The sequence below is a fragment of the Bradyrhizobium sp. McL0615 genome, assembly GCF_049993905.1.
In the GTDB taxonomy this organism is placed as follows: Bacteria; Pseudomonadota; Alphaproteobacteria; order Rhizobiales; family Xanthobacteraceae; genus Bradyrhizobium.
In genome coordinates, this window is the sequence record NZ_CP188254.1 from 333,923 (window position 1) to 349,323 (window position 15,401).

At 64.8% G+C, this 15,401-nt stretch carries 13 protein-coding genes; 5 read left to right on the forward strand and 8 right to left on the reverse strand.

From position 1 onward, the window contains the following. Positions 1 to 74: 74 nt before the first annotated feature. The 3 genes from purH to ACPPVP_RS01550 all read right to left on the reverse strand — a co-directional run bounded on the left by purH (position 75) and on the right by ACPPVP_RS01550 (position 4,994). Positions 75 to 1,667 carry a bifunctional phosphoribosylaminoimidazolecarboxamide formyltransferase/IMP cyclohydrolase gene (purH, locus tag ACPPVP_RS01540; protein WP_426530639.1) on the reverse strand — a complete coding sequence of 531 codons (1,593 nt, stop codon included), beginning with the start codon at positions 1,665 to 1,667 and terminating at the stop codon, positions 75 to 77. 101 nt (positions 1,668 to 1,768) lie between these two features. Next, positions 1,769 to 3,484 (reverse strand): heparinase II/III family protein, encoded by a 1,716-nt coding sequence (locus tag ACPPVP_RS01545; protein ID WP_426530641.1) that lies wholly within the window; start codon positions 3,482 to 3,484, stop codon positions 1,769 to 1,771. 160 nt (positions 3,485 to 3,644) lie between these two features. Next, positions 3,645 to 4,994 (reverse strand): RsmB/NOP family class I SAM-dependent RNA methyltransferase, encoded by a 1,350-nt coding sequence (locus ACPPVP_RS01550; protein WP_426530643.1) that lies wholly within the window; start codon positions 4,992 to 4,994, stop codon positions 3,645 to 3,647. A gap of 160 nt (positions 4,995 to 5,154) precedes the next feature. Between ACPPVP_RS01550 and ACPPVP_RS01555 the strand changes: the two genes are divergently transcribed. Both ACPPVP_RS01555 and ACPPVP_RS01560 read left to right on the forward strand, forming a co-directional pair. Further along, positions 5,155 to 5,364 (forward strand): DUF1674 domain-containing protein, encoded by a 210-nt coding sequence (locus tag ACPPVP_RS01555; RefSeq protein WP_426530645.1) that lies wholly within the window; start codon positions 5,155 to 5,157, stop codon positions 5,362 to 5,364. A gap of 72 nt (positions 5,365 to 5,436) precedes the next feature. Then, positions 5,437 to 6,036: a thermonuclease family protein gene (locus tag ACPPVP_RS01560; RefSeq protein ID WP_426530647.1), complete on the forward strand. Its 600-nt coding sequence runs from the start codon at positions 5,437 to 5,439 to the stop codon at positions 6,034 to 6,036. Between the two features lie 46 nt (positions 6,037 to 6,082). Here the strand turns inward: ACPPVP_RS01560 and ACPPVP_RS01565 are convergent, their stop codons facing one another. Further along, positions 6,083 to 6,595, reverse strand: coding sequence for a L,D-transpeptidase (locus ACPPVP_RS01565; RefSeq protein WP_426530649.1), 513 nt, complete (start codon positions 6,593 to 6,595; stop codon positions 6,083 to 6,085). A 384-nt stretch (positions 6,596 to 6,979) separates the two neighbouring features. Further along, entirely contained in the window at positions 6,980 to 8,932 is a 1,953-nt protein-coding gene (acs, locus tag ACPPVP_RS01570; RefSeq protein ID WP_426530651.1) for an acetate--CoA ligase, read from the reverse strand. A gap of 384 nt (positions 8,933 to 9,316) precedes the next feature. On the opposite strand from acs, the gene ACPPVP_RS01575 reads away from it, so the two are divergent. Further along, positions 9,317 to 10,465 carry a DNA topoisomerase IB gene (locus ACPPVP_RS01575; RefSeq protein WP_426530653.1) on the forward strand — a complete coding sequence of 383 codons (1,149 nt, stop codon included), beginning with the start codon at positions 9,317 to 9,319 and terminating at the stop codon, positions 10,463 to 10,465. A 176-nt stretch (positions 10,466 to 10,641) separates the two neighbouring features. Here ACPPVP_RS01575 and ACPPVP_RS01580 read toward each other — a convergent pair whose 3' ends face one another. From ACPPVP_RS01580 to tsaD, 3 genes are read right to left on the reverse strand one after another with little or no spacing between them, the layout of a single operon-like run. Continuing rightward, a complete protein-coding gene (locus ACPPVP_RS01580; protein ID WP_426530655.1) occupies positions 10,642 to 11,055 on the reverse strand; it encodes an EVE domain-containing protein in 414 nt (137 codons plus the stop codon). Positions 11,056 to 11,057: 2 nt separating this feature from the next. Continuing rightward, the gene (locus ACPPVP_RS01585) at positions 11,058 to 12,038 is read right to left on the reverse strand and encodes an NAD(P)H-dependent glycerol-3-phosphate dehydrogenase (RefSeq protein WP_426530657.1); all 981 of its coding nucleotides are present in this window, start codon (positions 12,036 to 12,038) and stop codon (positions 11,058 to 11,060) included. 1 nt (position 12,039) lies between these two features. Next, positions 12,040 to 13,113: a tRNA (adenosine(37)-N6)-threonylcarbamoyltransferase complex transferase subunit TsaD gene (gene tsaD, locus ACPPVP_RS01590; protein ID WP_426538383.1), complete on the reverse strand. Its 1,074-nt coding sequence runs from the start codon at positions 13,111 to 13,113 to the stop codon at positions 12,040 to 12,042. 125 nt (positions 13,114 to 13,238) lie between these two features. On the opposite strand from tsaD, the gene ACPPVP_RS01595 reads away from it, so the two are divergent. Together ACPPVP_RS01595 and ACPPVP_RS01600 are read left to right on the forward strand one after the other, a co-directional pair. Next, positions 13,239 to 13,985 carry a uroporphyrinogen-III synthase gene (locus ACPPVP_RS01595; protein ID WP_426530659.1) on the forward strand — a complete coding sequence of 249 codons (747 nt, stop codon included), beginning with the start codon at positions 13,239 to 13,241 and terminating at the stop codon, positions 13,983 to 13,985. 194 nt (positions 13,986 to 14,179) lie between these two features. Beyond that, positions 14,180 to 15,400, forward strand: coding sequence for a hypothetical protein (locus ACPPVP_RS01600; protein WP_426530661.1), 1,221 nt, complete (start codon positions 14,180 to 14,182; stop codon positions 15,398 to 15,400). Position 15,401 lies beyond the last annotated feature (1 nt).

Consider the following 15,401-nt stretch of genomic DNA (forward strand, 5'->3'; position numbering starts at 1 on the left):
CATCTTGCAGCGTGCTTGATGGTAGATGGTGGGCACGTCGCTTCGCGCCTTTGCCCACCCTACGGCATCACGGCTCAATGCCGGAAATGCCGCACGCCGGTGAACACCATGGCGATGCCATGCTCGTCGGCGGCCTTGATCACTTCGTCATCGCGGATCGAGCCGCCGGGCTGAATCACCGCGGTGGCCCCAGCTTCGATGCAGGCCAGCATGCCGTCGGCGAACGGGAAGAACGCATCCGACGCAACGACCGAACCCTTGGTCAGGGGTTCGGCGAGTTTTGCGTCGGCAGCGGCGTCCTGCGCCTTGCGGGCGGCGATGCGCGCGGCATCGACCCGGCTCATCTGGCCGGCGCCGATGCCGACGGTGGCGAGATCCTTGGCATAAATGATGGTGTTCGACTTGACGTGCTTGGCGACGCGGAAGGCGAATTTGAGGTCGCGCAGCTCGGCCTCAGTCGGTGCGCGTTTGGTCACCGTCTTCAGCGTGAGGTCATCGACGACGGCGTTGTCGCGGCTCTGCACCAGCAGGCCGCCCGCAACGGTTTTCGCGGTCAATCCCATCGCGCGCGGGTCGGGCAGGCTGCCGGCGAGGAGAAGCCGCAGGTTCTTCCGCTTCGCGATGATCGCGATGGCTTCTTCCGTAGCATCCGGCGCGATGATCACTTCGGTCAGGATTTCCGTGATGACGCGCGCGGCTTCGGCGTCGAGCGTCCGATTGACGGCGATGATGCCGCCATAGGGTGACTGCGTATCGCAGGCGAACGCCTTGCGATAGGCACTGACCAGATCGGGACCTTCGGCGACGCCGCAAGGGTTGGCGTGCTTGACGATGACGCAGGCCGCGGTGCGCTTCGGATCGAATTCGCCGATGCATTCATAGGCCGCATCGGTATCGTTGATGTTGTTGTAGGACAGCTCCTTGCCCTGCAACTGCCGCGCGGTGGCGACGCCGGGACGCTTGTCGGGCGTACGATAGAACGCGGCGGTCTGGTGCGGGTTCTCGCCATAGCGCAGCGACTGGATCAGCCGGCCGCCAAAGGCGCGGAAATCCGGCGCGTCGTCCTTGAGCTGAAGCGCGAACCAGTTCGAGATCGCGGCGTCATAGGCGGCGGTGCGCGCATAGGCTTTTGCAGCGAGGCGGCGGCGCAGCGACAGCGTGGTTGCGCCCTTGTTGGCGGCGAGCTCGTCGAGCACGGCCTGATAGTCCTGCGCCTCGACGACGACGGCGACGTCGTCATGGTTCTTCGCGGCGGCGCGGATCATCGCGGGACCGCCGATGTCGATGTTTTCGATGCAGTCCTCGTAACCTGCGCCCTTGTCGACGGTTTCCTCGAACGGATAGAGGTTGACCACCAGCAGGTCGATCGGCGCGATGCCGTGCGCCTTCATGGCATCGGCATGTTCCTTGTTGTCGCGGATCGCGAGCAGGCCGCCATGCACCTTCGGGTGCAAGGTCTTAACCCGGCCGTCCATCATTTCGGGAAAACCCGTCAGGTCCGAGACGTCCTTGACCTGCAATCCGGCCGCCGCGATCGCCTTCGCGGTACCGCCCGTGGAGACGAGCTCGACGCCATGGCCGGCCAGCGCCTTGGCAAATTCGATCAGGCCGGTCTTGTCGGAAACGGACAACAGGGCGCGGGTTACGCGGCGCGGATGGTCGGTCATAAGAAGGTTCCCAGGCTGGTAAGCCAGCCCGGTAGCATGGTTTTGCCGGTCATGAAACCGGCCAGAAACCGTGTGGGAATCTCGTGGCCGGGGCCGTGGCCTTAGAGCGGCAGTTCCGGTTCGCGCCTGGCATTGCGGCGGGCGCTGGTGCCGGCCGCCGACGTCGACGAGCGGACAAAGCTCCAGCGGACCGAGGAAGCGCGGCGGGAATCCTGGCGGATCACGATCTGGGCGGTGCGACGGGGGCCGTCATTGCCGGCCAGAAACACGCTGTCCTCAAGGTCGACCTTGTCGTCGAGCGCCTCGAAGGTCCAGACGTCGCGGTTGGGCAATACCAGCATGACGCCGCGCGCGTCGCTGAGGCGGCTTGCTTTCACCGCGGGATGCAGATGAAACCGCAGGGCAAAATCGGTCTCGTTGCCCTTGATGCGCGACCCCGGCGCCGGCGCGATGGTGTCTTCGCCGTCGAGCCTGCCGCCGTCCTGCGAGATCATCAGCACCCGGCGGTGCACGACGCCGAACCGAGCGAGATAGCCGTCATGCGATGTGGTCAGGAGGTCGCCGTCGGCCACAGCCTCGCGGTAGCTTTCCACATTCACCGGGCCGCTGAGGACGGGCGCGCCCTGCAGCAGGCGCTTCATCGCCGACAGTTCGATGAACTGGCACGAGGAGGTGTCGTGATAGGTCAGGGTCGAATGCGCAGCGGTGCTGCGCGCAAAGCTTCGCCAATTGTCGCGGCCGGTCGAGGGCATCCCGCAATTGACGACGATCCGGCTCGGCCCGGACGACAATTCGAACGCGAGGCAACCGGCGTGCGCTTCCTGGCTGACATTCGGCGGCGGCGGCGGCCCGGTGTCCATGATGACGGTCGTGGTGCCGGCATCGAGGCGCTGGAAGCCGGTATGCGGCATGTTCGCCATCGGCACGCCGTGGGTGTCGTCATAGGCGAGCAGGGTGGCCACCAGATCCGAGGGCGCGTTGCTCATGCCGTTGAACAGCGCAAAGCTGCCGTCGCCATGACGGAAGAAGCGCAGCATCGGCATCATGCGGTCGATCGCATTCAACAGCGCCGGCGGCGGCGCGATGTTGCGGGCGGCAAAGGTCTGTCGCAGCGGCAGCAGGTCGCTGAGCAGTTCGACCAGCGCGCCGGGATTGCGCGAGATATGCCCGCCGTCGGGCATGATCTGCCGCTGCAATTCGTCGGAAAGCCGCCGCGTCGCAGAGCGGATGTGACCCGCCTGATTGGCCAGGCAAAGCGAGGCGTAGCAAAGCGCGATCAGCACCTGCAGCCGCGGCACGCCGTCGGCGATGTCGAGCATCGCGTAGCGCAGATAGCGAATCTCGCGGGTCAGCCCGCGCAGATATTTGCGATAGAATTTTCCGTCGGTGTCGCCGAGCACCAGCGGCGCCTGCGACAACAGCGAGATCACGCGGCGCGCCAGCACGTCGGGGCGGCGCTCGAGCGGCCGCTTGCGTCCCGGATTCGAGATCCAGTCGTCGACCAGCGAGCGGGCATTGGCGCGGGTCAGCGCGGTGTCGGCGGCGCGCAAATGGCGCAGCCAGCCGAAGCCGAGCAGGGCGACTTCCCAATCCTCCGACGGCGGTTCGAGATCGAAGATCGAGCGGCCGTGGCAAGTCACGATCTTGCCGGCGAACACAAAGCGGCCGGCATAGATCTCGGCGGCGCGGGTGGCGTCGGCGGTACGCAGGTCATGCGGCGCGATGATCAGCCGGTCGGCGCGGCCGGGCCACAGCCGCGACACCGCCACCGTCGCGCCAGTCGCACGCGCGATCACGGTCCGCGCCGAGCGGCTCATGATAAGCGTCGAGATGCGTCTGCGTTGAGCGACCGACACGCCGTGCCTTGCTTAGGGAGGGAGGGGTATTCTGGCGAATCCTTTTAATCCGGAAACGCCGGGATGACACCATCTTGAAAACCGGCGAATCACCCCGTGGTCGGCGAATTTCAGTTTAAAATCAGGATTTAACCAGCCGCGCGGCGTAAAACCCATCCAGCCCGCCGAGCCGGGGGTCGGTATGGGGCAGATGGCAGGGCAGGGTCCGCAAATCGCCGTTTGCGGTCACGATGTCGCTGAGGCCGGCGACTTCGTCGGCTTCGACCGGCACGCGGCGCATGCCGGATTCGGCGGCCAGCAACGACGCGATCGCCTGTTCACCTTCCTCCGGCTCCAGCGAACAGGTGCAATAGACCAGCGTTCCGCCCGGCTTGAGCAGCGCGACCGCCCGTTGCAGCAATCGCTTTTGCAAGGCCGTCAATGCGGCGATATCGGCTTCTTGCCGCAGCCAGGCCACGTCGGGGTGACGCCTTATGGTGCCAGTGGAGGTGCAGGGCGCGTCCACCAGCACACCGTCAAAGCCGCCATTGTCTTGACCGGCCCACTCGGCGCCATCGGTCACCACGTCATCGGCCTGCAGCGAAAGCCGGGCCAGATTGTCGCGCAGCCGCGCCATGCGCGCCGGTGAGCGGTCGACCGCGGTCACGCGCGCGCCGGCTTGCGCAAGTTGCGCGGTTTTGCCGCCGGGCGCGGCGCAGAGGTCGACAATGGTCTTGCCGCCGACGTCGCCGAACAATCGTGCCGGCAGCGCGGCGGCGGCGTCCTGCACCCACCATTGCCCCTCGGAGAAGCCGGGCAGCATGGTCACGGAGCCCTGCAGCAAGGTGCGCACGGTGCCGGTCGGCAAGGTTTCACCGTGCAGGCGGCTCGCCCATTGCGCCGCGTCTGCTTTCACGGTGATGTCGAGTGACGGTTCATAGCCGATGGCGAGCGCCATCTGCCGCGCAGTGGTCTCGCCATAGGCGCCGATCCAGCGCGCCAGCAGCCACGGCGGAATGTCGAGATTCTGCGATTTGACTTCGTCGATCAGCGGCTGCCCCTCGCGCGCGCAGCGTCGCAACACTGCGTTGACGAGGCCGGCATATTTCGCGGCGCGGCGGTCCGATTGCACCAACCGCACCGAAAGATCGACGGCGGCGTGATCGGGCACATCCATCCAGAGAATCTGCGCGGCGCCGATCAAGAGTGCGCTTTGCGCGCGCGGGGCGTCCGTCGGGATACCGCGATCGAGCAGGCGCGACAGCAAATGGCCGAGCGTACCGAGCCGCCGAAGAATCGTCGCCACCAGCCGCCGCATCAGGGCGCGGTCGCGATCGGCCAGCGTCTTCAGGCCGGGATGGGCGCCGGCGCCGTCGAGCTGATCGTCCAGGGTGCGGTGCTTGTGCAGTACGCCGTCGAGTATGTCAGCCGCGATTCGGCGTGCCGCCAGACCGGGCACTTCGGCAGGTACTGCGAATCGGGAAGGGGGCATGAATCAGCAATGTCTCGGAAGGCGGAAAGGTTCTGGCTCATGCCATTGGAATGAAAGTCCATTTGGCATGCGAATATGCCAAATGTAAGAATCGCCACAGACAATTTCACGATTGTGATGTCATCTGTACGCTCATCCCTGTGCTAAGAGGAGAACTGCGATGACCGACAGTCCCTCATCTCCCGCGCAAACAGCGGAACGCAAGAAGCTGACGCCTGCCGCGGAGCGCGCGCTGGCCGAGGCCCAAGCCCGACGCAAGGCCGCCGAGGCCAGCGCGACGCCGCATCAGAAGGAGTTTCAGGGTCCGAAGGGCCCGGAACCGACCCGCTATGGCGATTGGGAACACAAGGGCATTGCGTCGGATTTTTGAGGCCCAAGAGAGCGGCCCAAGGTGGCGCGATGGGCCCTTGCCGGATTCCCCGACTCAGCCCTTAGTCGGGACATGCTCCCATACGAGAGAACAAGTGCTTATAGAGCCCCACGCAGGGGTTCCTGGCGCCGATGGTTTGCGGCGGCCTTGCCCTGGATGTTCGTGATTTGCGTGACGGCGGCGACGATGTTGCCGGTGCGGGACTGGGTGCGGCGATCGTTGCCGAACTCGGCGGACAGTCAGGCAGCGCGCGATGCCGGGACCATCTTGAAGCGTTCCCCAAATTCGGCCGCGCGTCACCCCGTCGACGTCGTCAGGACGATCGACGGCGACACGTTCGAGGCGCGGGTGCATTTGGAGCCAGGTCTCGATCTCAACACCCGGGTGCGTCTGCGCGGCATCGACGCGCCTGAATTAAAGGCGTCCTGCGCGCAGGAATTGCGGATGGCCGAGGCCGCGACGGGCGCGTTACGCGCATTGCTCGGTGAAGGCGACGTCATGATCTTCAATATCGGGCCGGACAAATATGCCGGCCGCGTTGTCGCCGAGGTTGCGACGCGGCGCACCGGCAATGTTTCGACGGCGATGCTTGCGGCGGGTCATGCCCGCAGCTACGGCGGCGGCCATCGCAACGGCTGGTGTGCGAACGCAGGACAAACGCCGCTCAAATGAAAGAGCCGCGCAATCGCGCGGCTCTCGTATCAATCTGATCGGTTGATCAGCGCGTGACCGTCACCGTCGTTCCGACCGATACGCGTTGATACAGATCCGAGATGTCGTCGTTGAGCATGCGGATGCAGCCATAGGACACGAAACCGCCGACCGAGTTCGGTACGTTGGTGCCGTGAATGGCGTACTCGCCGCCGGCCAATGTCATCGCCGCGACGCCCATCGGGTTGCGCGGCGAGCCGCCCGGAATGACGTCGGGCATCTCAGGCTTGTCGCGCTTGACTTCGCTTGGCGGCGACCATGCCGGGTGGAGGTACTTGCCGTCGATCTTTGTGGTGCCTTCCCACTGCTTGCCGGTCTTGCCGACGCCGACTGGATAGCGCATGGCGTGGCCGGAATCGAGAATGAGATAGAGGCGGCGCTCGTGGGTCTTCACCACGATCGTACCCGGCGTGTAGTCGCCGGAAATGCCGACCATTTCAGGCCGCGCTTCTGCCCGTGACGACAACGCAATTCCCGCACTGATGGTGACGGCCAGCGCTACCGCAATCTTCACCGACATTTCAGCCCCACTTTGCCTGCCCCATCCGGGGCGCATCAGTTGCCCGCTGCCAACGCAGCTTTGCCGTCTCACCCACGCATCTTTAACCGCGTGGATTAACCGGGTGGTTTCCACCTCTGGCCCCGAGACTGGTTTGACGTGGGGAACAAAGAAAATGTTCAAATCAAAGTAAATGACCTGAAAACAACACTTGGCGGCGAAATGCCCGCCAAAGCGGGCTCGCTACTGACAACCGTGTGAACGCGGCCGGATGTGGGGTCGGCTACCACTGTTTTTCCTGCGCAGAAATTCGTCATGTCCGGGGCATCCACGCCTTCTAAAAACGTGGATGGCCGGGACAAGCCCGGCCATGACGTCGCACAGGACTAGGTGGTCGCGGACGCCTTACGCCGGCGCGCTCTTCTTGTTCTGCCGGTTCTGCACGAGATCGTCGACCACGGCGGGGTCGGCCAGCGTCGAGGTGTCGCCGAGGCTACTCGGTTCGTCCTCGGCGATCTTGCGCAGGATGCGGCGCATGATCTTGCCGGAACGGGTTTTCGGCAGGCCCGGTGCGAACTGGATCTGGTCGGGAGAGGCGATCGGGCCGATGTCCTTGCGCACCCAGGCCACCAGCTCTTTCCGCAGATCCTCGGTCGGTTCGGTACCGGCCATCAGCGTCACATAGGCATAGATGCCTTGGCCCTTGATGTCGTGGGGATAGCCGACCACGGCGGCTTCCGACACTTTTGCATGTGCGACGAGCGAGCTTTCGACCTCGGCCGTGCCCATGCGATGGCCTGACACGTTGATGACGTCGTCGACGCGGCCGGTGATCCAGTAATAGCCGTCGGCATCCCGGCGGCAGCCGTCACCGGTAAAATACTTGCCCTTGTAGGTCGAGAAATAGGTCTGCTCGAAACGGGCGTGATCGCCATAGACCGTGCGCATCTGTCCCGGCCAGGATTTGGCGATGCAGAGATTGCCGGATGTTTCGCCTTCCAGCACCTTGCCGTCGGCGTCGACGATCTCAGGCACCACGCCGAAGAACGGCCGCGTCGCTGAACCCGGCTTGAGTTTTGTGGCGCCGGGCAGCGGCGTGATCAAAATGCCGCCGGTTTCGGTCTGCCACCAGGTGTCGACGATCGGGCAGCGGGCGTCGCCGACCACGCGGTGATACCACTCCCACGCTTCCGGATTGATCGGCTCGCCGACCGAACCTAATAGGCGCAGGCTCTTGCGCGAGGTCTTCTGCACCGGGCCGTCGCCCGACTGCATCAGCGCGCGGATCGCGGTCGGCGCGGTGTAGAAAATGTTGACGTTGTGCTTGTCGATGACGTTCCAGAACCGTGAATTATCCGGGTAATTCGGCACGCCCTCGAACATCAGCGTGGTCGCGCCGTTCGCCAGCGGCCCGTAGAGAATGTAGCTGTGGCCGGTGACCCAGCCGACGTCGGCGGTGCACCAGTAGACGTCGCCGTCATGGTAATCGAACACGTATTGATGCGTCATCGCCGCGAACACGAGATAGCCGCCCGTGGTGTGCAGCACGCCCTTGGGCTGGCCGGTGGAGCCCGACGTATAGAGGATGAACAGCGGGTCTTCCGCGTGCATGTGCTCGGCCGGGCACTCCGTCGTCACCATCGCGGCGGCGTCGTGGTACCAGAAGTCGCGCGAAGGATTCATGTCGATGGCGGCACCGGTGCGCTTGACGACGACGACCCAATCGACTCCGCCGGCTTTCGCGATAGCGGCGTCGACATTGGCCTTCAGCGGCACCTTCTTGCCGCCCCGCAGTCCCTCGTCCGCGGTGATGATGACCTTGGACTGGCAGTCGGTGATGCGCTGGGCGAGGCTGTCGGGTGAGAAGCCGGCGAACACCACCGAATGAATCGCGCCGATCCGCGCGCAGGCCAGCATCGCATAGGCCGCTTCCGGGATCATCGGCAGGTAGATCGTGACGCGGTCACCTTTCTTGACGTTCCGCGTGCGCAGGATGTTGGCCATCTTGCAGACTTCGTCGTGCAGCTGCCGGTAGGTGATGTGTTTGGATTGCGAGGGGTCGTCGCCCTCCCAGATGATCGCGGTCTGGTTGCCGCGCTTGTCGAGATGGCGGTCGACGCAGTTCCAGGCGGCGTTCAAGACGCCGTCCTCGAACCATTTGATCGAGATATTGCCGGGGGCGAAGGAGACGTTCTCGACCTTGTGGAAGGGCTTGATCCAGTCAAGGCGCCTGGCTTGCTCGCCCCAGAAGCCATTGGGGTCCGAGACCGAGCGGGCATACATTTCGCGGTACTTGGCGTCGTCGATGTAGGCGCGTTTGGCCCAATCGGCGGATACGTCGTAAATTTTCTCGGACATTCTGACCCTCCCACTCGTTGCGGCACCGCACGCGCTGGCGGCCGCAAGCCGTCCTGATTGTTGCAACGATTATGCGTCGCGGGACGATGCCCGGACAAGGCGGAAACATCTGCGACCTTGGTCGCGCCGCCGGCCTGCCGTGTTGTCGCCGATCAAACCGGCGTTATTTTCGGAAGTTTTTAACGATCCGGCCGAGCCAAAAATCAACGCTATCGCCGAATGGCTCCCATGACAGGTATTTTAATACTGTCAATGACGGAATCGGGACTCGCAAAGCCGGCCGTTACCCCCTAAATGGCCTGCCCGGGGGCCGGACGGCTCTCCGGAACCAAGCTACTATAACAGGCATTGCCGGCAGACAGGTGGAGCAAGGCGATAACGGTCATGATGGATCAGCAGAGTTTCGAGGCTACGCGGCCCGTTTCCGCCGATCCCGCCGTCGCATTAGCCGAAGCGCTCGGGCAACTGCCCAAGGAAACCGTCAAGGCCAAGGCGCACATCGTTGGCAAGACCTCCGTCGAGGATCTGGCCGAGGAACTTGGCCTCAAGCTCGGCGACCAGAACGGGCTGACCATCCGCCGCGTCAAGCGCGGCAAGGGCTATTCATTCCATCGTGCCAACGGCACGCAGATCCGTCATGCCGGCACCATCCGCCGCCTGCATTCGATGGCGGTGCCGCCGGCCTATCGCGACGTGCGCTATTCGGCTGATCCGAGTTCGCATCTGCAGGCTGTCGGCATCGATGCGGCCGGCCGGCTGCAGTACCGCTATCACGCCGATTGGGAAAAGGTCCGCGAGCAGCGCAAGGCGCATCGCCTGGCGCGGTTGGTGGGCGCCCTGCCGAAGATCCGCCGCAAGGTCTCGGCGTATCTGTCCGGTGACGAGCCGACGCGCGAATTCGCACTTTCGGCCGTGATCGAGCTGATCGCGCGCACCGCGATCCGCCCGGGCAATGAATCCTATGCCCGCCTCAACGGCACCCGCGGCGCGACCACGATGCTCAAGTCCAACGTCACGCTGGAAGACGACAGCTTCGTCCTGACCTTCAAGGCCAAGGGCGGCAAGGCCGTGCGCAAGGAATGCGACGCCGCCAAACTGGTGCGCGCCATCGGTATCCTGCGTGACGTGCCGGGCAAGCGCATGTTCCAGTATCGCGACAATTCCGGCACCGTTCGCACGGTCTCGACCACGACCGTGAATGCGTTCCTGCGCGAGATCGCCGGCATCAAGATTTCGCTGAAGGATTTCCGCACCCTGATGGCGTCTGCCGTGGTGCTGGAATCGCTGTCGCGGATAACGCCCGCAGCAAGCGAGCGCGGCCGCAAGAAGCAGGTGCTGGATGCGGTGCGCGCTGCAGCCGACGAACTGTCGAACACCCCCGCGATCTGCCGCAAGAGCTATGTCCACGACACCATCGTCACCGCATTCGAGGATGGCATCCTCGAGCGTTTTGCCGCGACGATGAAGGGTTATCGCACCCAAGCCAAGCGCGAGGCGCTGTTGGCGGAGGTCGTGACGGCCGCAGCGGCTTGATCCTTCTTCTTTCTCCCCTTGTGGGAGAAGGTGGCGCGAAGCGCCGGATGAGGGGTTCTCTCCGCGAATTCCAACGCGAGAGGGTCACTCGCGGAGGCAACCCCTCACCCGTCTCAATCGCGCCTTGCGCGATTGATCCGCCCTCTCCCACAAGGGGAGAGGGAAAGAGAAGCGTTCTACATCCCGCCCATCTTGCAGACCATCTTCCACTCGTCCGCGGTCACCGGCTGCACCGACAGCCGCGAATATTTCACCAGCGCCATGTCGGCGAACTTTTTGTCGGCCTTGATCGCGGCCATCGTCACCGGCGTCTTCAACGGCTTGTCCGCCTTGATGTCGACGCAGACGAACTTGCCGGTCTTGTCGGATGGATCGGGATAGGCTTCCTTGATGATCTCCGCGATGCCGACGATCTCCTTGCCCTCGTTGGAATGATAGAAGAAGGCCTTCTCGCCTTTCTTCATGGCCACGAGGTTCTGGCGGGCGGTGAAGTTACGCACGCCGGTCCAGGCTTCGCCCTTTGCGCCCTTCGCCACCTGCTGGTCCCACGACCAGACCGAGGGTTCGGATTTCACCAGCCAGTACGCCATCGTCATTCCTCCGCCTTGAACGGCCGTGTCAGCAGGCCTTCGATCGCGGCGTCGATCGTCACCTTGCCGCCCAGGATCGCCGCGACCGCAGTTGATACCGGCATATCGACGTTCTGCGAAGCCGCCAGTTCGATCAAAACCGGCGCGGTGAACTCGCCTTCGGCGAGCTTGTCGCGGTTCGGCGCTTCGCCGCGGCCGAGTGCGATCCCGAAAGCAAAGTTGCGCGATTGCAGGCTCGAGCAGCTCAGGATCAGGTCGCCGAGGCCGGAAAGACCTGCCAGTGTTTCGCTGCGCGCGCCGCAGGCGCGGCCCAGGCGTGCAAGTTCGCTGAAGCCCCGCGTGGTGAGTGCCGCCAGCGCCGAGGCGCCGAGTTGCCGGCCGACGACGATCCCGGCGGCGATCGCCAGCACGTTCTTGGCCGCGCCGCCGATCTCGACGCCGCGAACGTCCGTGCTGTGATACGGCCGGAAGGTTGAAGAGCCCAGCGCGTGCACCAGATCGCTCGCCAGTCTTTCGTCCTTTGCGGCAAGCGTCACCGCGGTTGGAAGGCCGCGCGCGACATCATCAGCGAAATTCGGTCCCGACAGGATCGCAGGGATGGCCTGCGGTATGGTCTCGGCGATGATCTCGGTCATGAAGCGATGGGTGCCGCGCTCGATGCCCTTGGCGCAGGCGACGACCGGCGTCTCCGGCTTCAGATGTGGCGCAAGCGACGTCGCGGCTTCACGCAGATTTTGCGCAGGCGTCGCCAGCAGGATGAACTCCGCGCGCCCCGCCATAGCCATGTCGAAGGTAACATCGATACCCGCGTCGAGGCTCACGCCGGGCAGCTTTGGATTCTCGCGCGTCGTCTGCATCTGCGCGACGGCCTCAGTGCTTCGCGCATACAGTACAACATCGCGGCCGGCGCGTAGCGCGGCACAGGCGAGCGCGGTGCCGTAGGCGCCACCGCCGATCACCGCGACTGTATTGAAGGACGCCATATCAGAATCCCGCGCGCGTGTTGCTGTAGCCGGCCGGCGCGGTCGCGTTGGCATCGAGCAGCCATCGCGCGCGGGGCGGCGCGTCCATCGTATCGGTCAGTCCGAGCGCCATCCGTTCCGCGCCGGCCCAGGCGATCATCGCGCCGTTATCGGTGCACAGCGCGGGCGGCGGAATGATCAGCGTGGTCTGCGCTTTTGCGGCGACCTCCTGCAACGCGCCGCGGATGGCGTGATTGGCGGCGACGCCGCCGGCCGCCACCAGCGCGCGGGGCGGGCCGAACTGTTCGTGAAACAATCTCAGGCCGACGCTCAGCCGGTCCGCCGTTGATTCCAGCACCGCGGCCTGAAAACCGGCGCAGAGATCGCTGACATCCTGCGGTTCCAGCGGCATCATGCGGCTGGCCTCATTGCGAACCGCCGTCTTCAATCCCGACAGCGAGAAATTCGCATCCGGCCGCCCGAGCATCGGCCGCGGAAAGGCGAACCGCTTGGCGTCGCCGCTCGCCGCTGCACGTTCGACTTCCGGTCCGCCAGGATAGGGCAGCGACAGCATCTTTGCGACTTTGTCGAAAGCCTCACCCATCGCGTCATCGACGGTGGTGCCAAGCCGGACATATTGGCCGACGCCGACCACGGCGACGATCTGGGTGTGCCCGCCGGACGCAAGGAACAAGCAATAGGGAAAGGCGAGCGCGCAAGTGAGCCGCGGCGTCAGCGCATGGGCTTCGAGGTGATTGACTGCGATCAGCGGCGTATCGTGGACCATGGCGATTGCCTTGGCGGTGGTGAGGCCGACGATCACACCGCCGATCAGGCCGGGCCCGGCGGCAGCCGCTACCGCCGACAATTGTGCAAAGCCGACGTCCGCTTCCTTCATCGCCTGTCCGACGATGCCATCGAGCAGGTCGACATGGGCGCGCGCCGCGATCTCCGGAACCACGCCGCCGAAGCGGGCGTGCTCGTCGGTTTGCGAGCGCACGATATTTGATAGAATCTTTCCGCTGCCGTCGCGCTGACGCTCGACCACGGCGGCTGCGGTTTCATCGCAGGTGGTTTCAATACCCAGCACCAGCATCGGCTTGTCGTTGTCCAATTTGATCCCTTGCGCTATCGCAACGCTTCAGTAACCGGGTAGCATTACGAGGTCGCAACGTGCAATCGCCCGGTAATGCCGAAATCGCTTCGGCGGAGATCTGAAATATGGCCGTCCTCGTCACGCGACCAAGCCCGGACGATGAGATGACCGCAAAGGCTCTCCGCGCGAGGGGTTTTGAGGTCCTGCGCGCGCCGATGCTGCGGTTCGAGCCGGTGCCGTTCCAGGATGATGCGGATGCGACCTATGGCGCCGTCATCGTCACCAGCGCCAACGCGCTGCGGGCCATCACCGCCCATCTGGCCAGCAGCCGGCTCCTCAAGCTGCCTTTGTTCGCGGTCGGCGAAAACACCGCGGCAACCGCGCGCGACGCCGGATTTGGCGAGGTAATCGCGTCAAAGGGCGATGCCGGCGCGTTGCGCGATCTGGTGCTGGCGCGTGCGAAGTCGAAGCAATTGAAGAAAGCGATCCCGATCCTGTATCTTGCCGGCGCCGATCTCGCGCGCGACCTCGCGAGCGAACTCGGCGAGAACGGCTTTACGGTCGCGACGCAGACCACCTACCGGATGGTGCCCGCGCCCAGCCTGCCACGGGAAATATGTGACGCCTTTGTGGCGCATGAAATCGAGGCCGTGCTGCATTACTCACGACGCAGCGCACGCGCATTCCTGGAGGCGGCGCGCTCCGGGGGCGTCGAAATCTCGGCGCTGGCGCTGCCGCAATGCTGTATTTCGGTAGCCGTCGCTGCGGTTCTGCGCGATGCCGGCGCGACCCAGGTCACGGCGGCGGCTTCGCCGGACGAAAATGCCCTGTTCGAGGCGCTGGATCGGGCTTTGCAACCGCGGTCCGGGTAGATTTTTGATTTGGCGCGTTTTCTTGACGCGAACCGGTCCCCACTTCGCTGGAAAACGCTTCAGCCGTTCGCGCTCTAATCTTTAAGTCTGAGCATGGTCTTATCGGAAAACCGGTGCCGCCACCGCCGGATCATGTTCTAAGACGTCCCGATTCTGCTAAGTTCCGGACCTAACCATTAAAGGGAACCGCTGTGATGGTCGATGACAGGCCCGAAGACACTGGATCGCTGCCCGATTCGGGCCGGCCGAAGCGCGAGCCGCCGACCATCGATCTCGAGGCGACCGAAGTGTCGAGCGAGACCAAGAGCGCCGCCGGCGCATCGTCCGAAGCGCCGACCGAGCCCGTGGCTGATGAGCCTACGCCGGAAGCCGCCAAAGCTTCAGTTGAAGAATCTCCGGTCGCAGCGCCGCCGTCCCGGCCGGTCTCGCCCTGGATCGTCGCGCCGGTCTCCGGTGCGGTCGCGGCTGCGCTGGTGATCGGCGTCGGCTGGATGCTCGGCTGGCCCGCGATTCAGCCCGCGTCCGCGCCGCCTGCCCCGCAGCTCAGTACGGCGATCGACGGTCTCACCGCCCGTGTCGCCGGACTGGAGCCGAAGGTCGGCAAGCCGGTAGCCGATCCGGCGGCTGCCGCGCGCACCGAGGCTCTGGAAAAAACCGTCGCGGCGTTGCGCACCGAGCTCGCGGCGACGCGGGCGCAAGGCGAGAAGCTCGCATCCGCCATCAGCGATGTGAAATCAGCTCCGCGCGGCGACGGCACCGCATCGCCCGATCTCTCCGGGATCGATGAACGCATGGCGAAGATCGAAGGCCAGATGCGGACGCAGGGCGCCGAGATCGCGCAGCAAGGCAGCAAGCTTGCCGATGCGAAGGCCGACGCCAAACCTGCCGACGACATGGCGCTGCGCCGTCTGGTGTCGGCCGCGCTGCTCGATGTTCAGGTCCGTATCGGCGAGCCCTATCCGGCGACGCTCGCCGCCACCAAGGCGCTGACGCCCAATCCGGATGTCCTGAAGCCGCTCGATCAGTTCGCGGAGAAAGGCGTGCCGAACGCCAACAGGCTGAGCACGGAACTGCTGGCGCTGGTGCCGAAACTGTCGCCGGCCGCGCAACAGAACGAGGCCACGACCGGCACGGGCATCGTCGAGCGTCTGCAGGCGGGCGCTGCCAAACTGGTCAAGATCGAACGCACCGATACCGCCGGCAATGATCGCGGTGCGGTAGTCGCGCGGATCACCGCCGCGGCGCTGCGAAATGATTCCAATGAGGCGCGGCGGCAGTTGAAGACGCTGGAGCCGGCCGATCGCGCCGCGGCGCAATCCTGGCTTGAACGGGCCGACGCACGTGACGCCGCGCTGGCCGCTTCCCGTCAATTCGCGACCGACGCCATGGCTGCGCTCGCCAAACCGGCGCAATAAG

What these genes read in the sequence shown, in the direction of transcription:
- ACPPVP_RS01545 (WP_426530641.1), bottom strand. Translation starts at nt 3,484, where the DNA reads ATGAGCCGCTCGGCGCGGACCGTGATCGCGCGTGCGACTGGCGCGACG.
- ACPPVP_RS01550 (WP_426530643.1), bottom strand. Translation starts at nt 4,994, where the DNA reads ATGCCCCCTTCCCGATTCGCAGTACCTGCCGAAGTGCCCGGTCTGGCG.
- acs (WP_426530651.1), bottom strand. Translation starts at nt 8,932, where the DNA reads ATGTCCGAGAAAATTTACGACGTATCCGCCGATTGGGCCAAACGCGCC.
- tsaD (WP_426538383.1), bottom strand. Translation starts at nt 13,113, where the DNA reads ATGCTGGTGCTGGGTATTGAAACCACCTGCGATGAAACCGCAGCCGCC.
- ACPPVP_RS01565 (WP_426530649.1), bottom strand. Translation starts at nt 6,595, where the DNA reads ATGTCGGTGAAGATTGCGGTAGCGCTGGCCGTCACCATCAGTGCGGGA.
- ACPPVP_RS01600 (WP_426530661.1), top strand. Translation starts at nt 14,180, where the DNA reads ATGGTCGATGACAGGCCCGAAGACACTGGATCGCTGCCCGATTCGGGC.
- ACPPVP_RS01595 (WP_426530659.1), top strand. Translation starts at nt 13,239, where the DNA reads ATGGCCGTCCTCGTCACGCGACCAAGCCCGGACGATGAGATGACCGCA.
- ACPPVP_RS01555 (WP_426530645.1), top strand. Translation starts at nt 5,155, where the DNA reads ATGACCGACAGTCCCTCATCTCCCGCGCAAACAGCGGAACGCAAGAAG.
- purH (WP_426530639.1), bottom strand. Translation starts at nt 1,667, where the DNA reads ATGACCGACCATCCGCGCCGCGTAACCCGCGCCCTGTTGTCCGTTTCC.
- ACPPVP_RS01560 (WP_426530647.1), top strand. Translation starts at nt 5,437, where the DNA reads ATGCTCCCATACGAGAGAACAAGTGCTTATAGAGCCCCACGCAGGGGT.
- ACPPVP_RS01580 (WP_426530655.1), bottom strand. Translation starts at nt 11,055, where the DNA reads ATGGCGTACTGGCTGGTGAAATCCGAACCCTCGGTCTGGTCGTGGGAC.
- ACPPVP_RS01575 (WP_426530653.1), top strand. Translation starts at nt 9,317, where the DNA reads ATGATGGATCAGCAGAGTTTCGAGGCTACGCGGCCCGTTTCCGCCGAT.
- ACPPVP_RS01585 (WP_426530657.1), bottom strand. Translation starts at nt 12,038, where the DNA reads ATGGCGTCCTTCAATACAGTCGCGGTGATCGGCGGTGGCGCCTACGGC.